Origin of the sequence: Candidatus Infernicultor aquiphilus (assembly GCF_002784285.1) — a bacterium.
GTDB classification, from domain to species: domain Bacteria; phylum Atribacterota; class Phoenicimicrobiia; order Phoenicimicrobiales; family Phoenicimicrobiaceae; genus Infernicultor; species Infernicultor aquiphilus.
Genome location: NZ_PFKO01000037.1, coordinates 1,247 through 4,995, shown reverse-complemented (window position 1 = coordinate 4,995; position 3,749 = coordinate 1,247). Strand labels below are relative to the sequence as shown.

General features: G+C 30.3%; 4 protein-coding genes. All 4 read right to left on the bottom strand.

The features are described 5' to 3' along the window. The coding region (locus COZ07_RS01190) for a glycerophosphodiester phosphodiesterase (RefSeq protein WP_406606773.1) at positions 1-477 on the bottom strand (477 nt) is incomplete at its 3' end. Between the two features lie 61 nt (positions 478-538). Then, entirely contained in the window at positions 539-988 is a 450-nt protein-coding gene (gene dtd / locus COZ07_RS01185; RefSeq protein ID WP_406606772.1) for a D-aminoacyl-tRNA deacylase, read from the bottom strand. 46 nt (positions 989-1,034) lie between these two features. After that, positions 1,035-3,155, bottom strand: coding sequence for a bifunctional (p)ppGpp synthetase/guanosine-3',5'-bis(diphosphate) 3'-pyrophosphohydrolase (locus COZ07_RS01180; RefSeq protein ID WP_406606774.1), 2,121 nt, complete (start codon positions 3,153-3,155; stop codon positions 1,035-1,037). 239 nt (positions 3,156-3,394) lie between these two features. Next, positions 3,395-3,749 (bottom strand): adenine phosphoribosyltransferase (locus COZ07_RS01175; protein WP_406606771.1); only part of this gene is annotated, 355 nt, incomplete at its 5' end.

The window sequence follows — 3,749 nt, the reverse complement described above, 5'->3', positions numbered from 1 at the left end:
TTTAATTTTTATTTGTTTAAACCCTATCTTCTCTCCATCATTTCTGGACAAAAATAACTTTTTAACTATATCAAATTGCTTGCCATCCCAATGTAAATAAAAACTAATTTTCTTTTTAGTTATTTGTTCAAAAATATTCAGATTAAATACATTAGCTTGAATTGCCCTTAATTCTAAAAAATACCTTTTTTCTTCAGGCAATTTCTTCAAAACTTTCTCCTGATTTTTTATAAACTGCTCAGAAATATTATATTTTTTCAATTCTTCTAAAGTAAGTTGTTTAATAGGAATCTTTAATCCACTGAATCTTTTTAAATCCATATCATGAATTACGACTAATTCTTCATCTTTAGTAAGATGTACATCCAACTCTACTCCATCTATCCCTAACTCAATTGCTTTTTTAAAACCAGAAAGGCTATTTTCAGGAGCAATTCCCTTCGCTCCTCTATGTCCAATAATAAGAGGTAACTTCATATTTTCTCCTTTAAAAAACTATCTTAATAAAATTAAAAATAATGAATCCCTAAACAATTTTTTAAATTAACTTTTCACTATCCAAAAAAATGGTAACTGGACCATCATTAAAAATTTTTACTAACATCATCGCTTGGAATTGCCCAGTTTCTACCTTAAGATTATAATTTTTTATACATCTTACAAAATATTCATATAATTTTACTGCTTTATCAGGAAGAGCAGCAGAAATAAAACTAGGACGCCTCCCCTTTTTGCAATCTCCATATAAGGTAAATTGCGATATAACTAAAATTTGACCATTTATATTTTTCAAAGAAAGATTCATCTTTCCTTCTTTATCTTCAAATATTCGTAAATTTATTATCTTTCCAGCAATATATTCCGCATCCTTTTCGGTATCATTCTGACCAACTCCCAAAAGAACTACCAAGCCTTGTTCTATCTTTCCTATTTCTTTTTCTTTAATCTCTACCGATCCCTCTTTTACCCTTTGTACCACTGCTCTCATTATTTACTCCTCCAGATAAAAAATTCTTTTTCTTATTCCATTAATATTAAAACGTTTTTGCTCTTTTCACCGTTAATACACTTTTTACTTTTTTTATTTTCTTAATTATTTCTTTAAGTTGATCAAGATTATTAATAGAAAGAGCTATATCTATATTAGCAATATTATTTTTATTAGTTACTGCATGTATAGCACTGACTGAAATCTTAAGCTTAGAAAAAACTAACATAATATCAGCTACTAAATTTGATCGGTCACCAGCTATTATCTTTATTTTTACTGGATAAAACAATTCTTCTGTCTTTATCCATTCAACCTTAACTAATCGATCTTTTTCGGCGGAAATAAAATCAATATTAGAACAATCTATTTTATGTACAGATACACCTCTTCCTCTAGTGATATACCCAATTATTTCGTCACCAGGAACAGGATTGCAACACCGAGCAAATTTTATCATAACATCATTAATTCCTTGCACTCTAATACCTTGATCGATTTGTTTTTTTACTTTTACCGTAGGGAGAACTTGAGGGATTTTTTCTTGAGGGATTATTTTAGATAAAACCTGAAAGGGGGTCAATTTTCCATATCCAATATTCTCAAACATTGTCTCTAATTCTAAAAAACCTAATTCAATACTAGCGTTTTTTAATTTTTTAGTAAGTTCGGATGAAGGTTCAATTCGACATTTTTCCATTTCTTTTTCAAAAAGTTCTCTGCCTTTTTGAATATTTTCTTCCCTCATCTCCTTTTTAAACCAGATCCTGATTTTATTTTTTGCCCCTGATGTCTTAACTAATTTTAACCAATCTCTACTGGGACCTCGGCCTAACTTTGAAGTTAATATCTCCACAATGTCTCCACTCTTTAATTTATAATCTAAAGGCACTATCTTCTTATTAACTTTAGCCCCTACACAACTATGGCCAACATCTGTATGTATAATATAAGCAAAATCTATAGGGGTAGAACCCGAAGGCAATATCTTTACATCCCCTTTAGGAGTAAAAGTAAAAACTTCATCCTGGAAAAGACCAATTTTTAAGCTCTCCATAAATTCCTTGGGATCTTTTAAATCTTTCTGCCATTCTAATATCTGTCTTAACCAGGAAAGCCTTTCTTCTAATTTTTTATCTTTTTTTAAATCAATCTTTTCTTTATATTTCCAATGAGCGGCTATTCCGTATTCAGCAGTTTTATGCATCTCCCAAGTTCGAATTTGTATTTCTAAAGGTTCACCTTGAGATGTAACTACTGTAGTATGTAAAGATTGATACATATTTGATTTAGGCATAGCAATATAGTCTTTAAATCGACCTGGCATAGGTTTCCAAATTGAATGCAATAATCCCAATATAGCATAACAATCTTTAACAGAATTGCAGATTATTCTAATGGCTATTAAATCATATATCTGGAAAAAATCTTTTTCTCTCTCTTTCATCTTTGTGTAAATACTATAGATGTTTTTTGGTCGACCGTGAATTTCTGCTTCTATCTTTACCTTTTGTAATTCTTTTTTTATAGTCTCTTTTATTGATTCAACATACTTTTCTCTTTCTAATCGATTTTTAGCAATTCTATTAACTATTGCCTTATATTTCATTGGCTCTAAATAACTCAAAGAAAGGTCTTCTAATTCCCACTGAATCCTGGAAATACCTAATCTATTAGCTATAGGAACATATATTTCTAAAGTTTCCCGGGATACCCTTAACCTCTTAAAAGGGGGTATATATTGCAATGTTCTCATATTATTTAAACGATCTGCTAATTTTATCAGAATAACTCTTACATCTTCAGCCATGGCTAAAAACATTTTACGAAAATTTTCAGCTTGTTGTTCTTCCTGGGTTTTAAAAGAAATTCTACTTAATTTAGTAACCCCATTTACTAACATAGCTATCTCTTCACCAAATTCTTCTTTAACTTTAGATAATTGGGTGTTAGTATCCTCTATTACATCATGCAGGATTCCACCTGTAATGGTAATCACATCAAGTTCCAAATCTGCTAATATTTTAGCCACCTCTAAAAGATGTAAGATATAGGGTTCCCCTGAATATCTATTTTGATTTTCGTGGGCTTTTGCGGCATATTTGTAAGCATTTTTTATTAAGCTTAGATCAGCTTGGGGAGCATATTGAGGTATTCTTTTTAAAATATATCTTGCTAAAGTATATTGAGAAATAATTTACACCTTCTTTATTAGTCGATAGTAAATAGTGAATAGTCGTTAGTTAAAATACAAGAAGTAAGATGTAAGATGCAAGTATGTTTAATTAACCAATTTTCCAATTGACCAATTTACCAATTTACTAGTCGATAGTGAGTAGTGTCATTAGTTTTTAGTATTAAATGCAAGTTTTTAGTTCATAGGATACGAGATACGATATTGATAATTTAATCATATTGAACTAAAGAAAAAATATGGTATCCTTCTAATTTCTTTCGGGGATTTAAAAATTCAAGTTCAATTATAAATGATGCACCGATAACTTTTCCTCCTAATTTTTCAATCAGTTTAAACACAGCGGCTGTGGTACCACCAGTAGCTAAAAGATCATCAACTACCATAACTTTATCTCCATTATTGATAGCATCTTTATGCATTTCCAGTATATTCTCTCCATATTCTAACTGGTAAGATACTCTCTCCACTTCACTTGGAAGTTTTCCCGGTTTTCTAATGGGTAGAAATCCAACCCCTAATTGATAAGCTACTGGAGCACCTATAATAAAACCACGAGCTTCCATT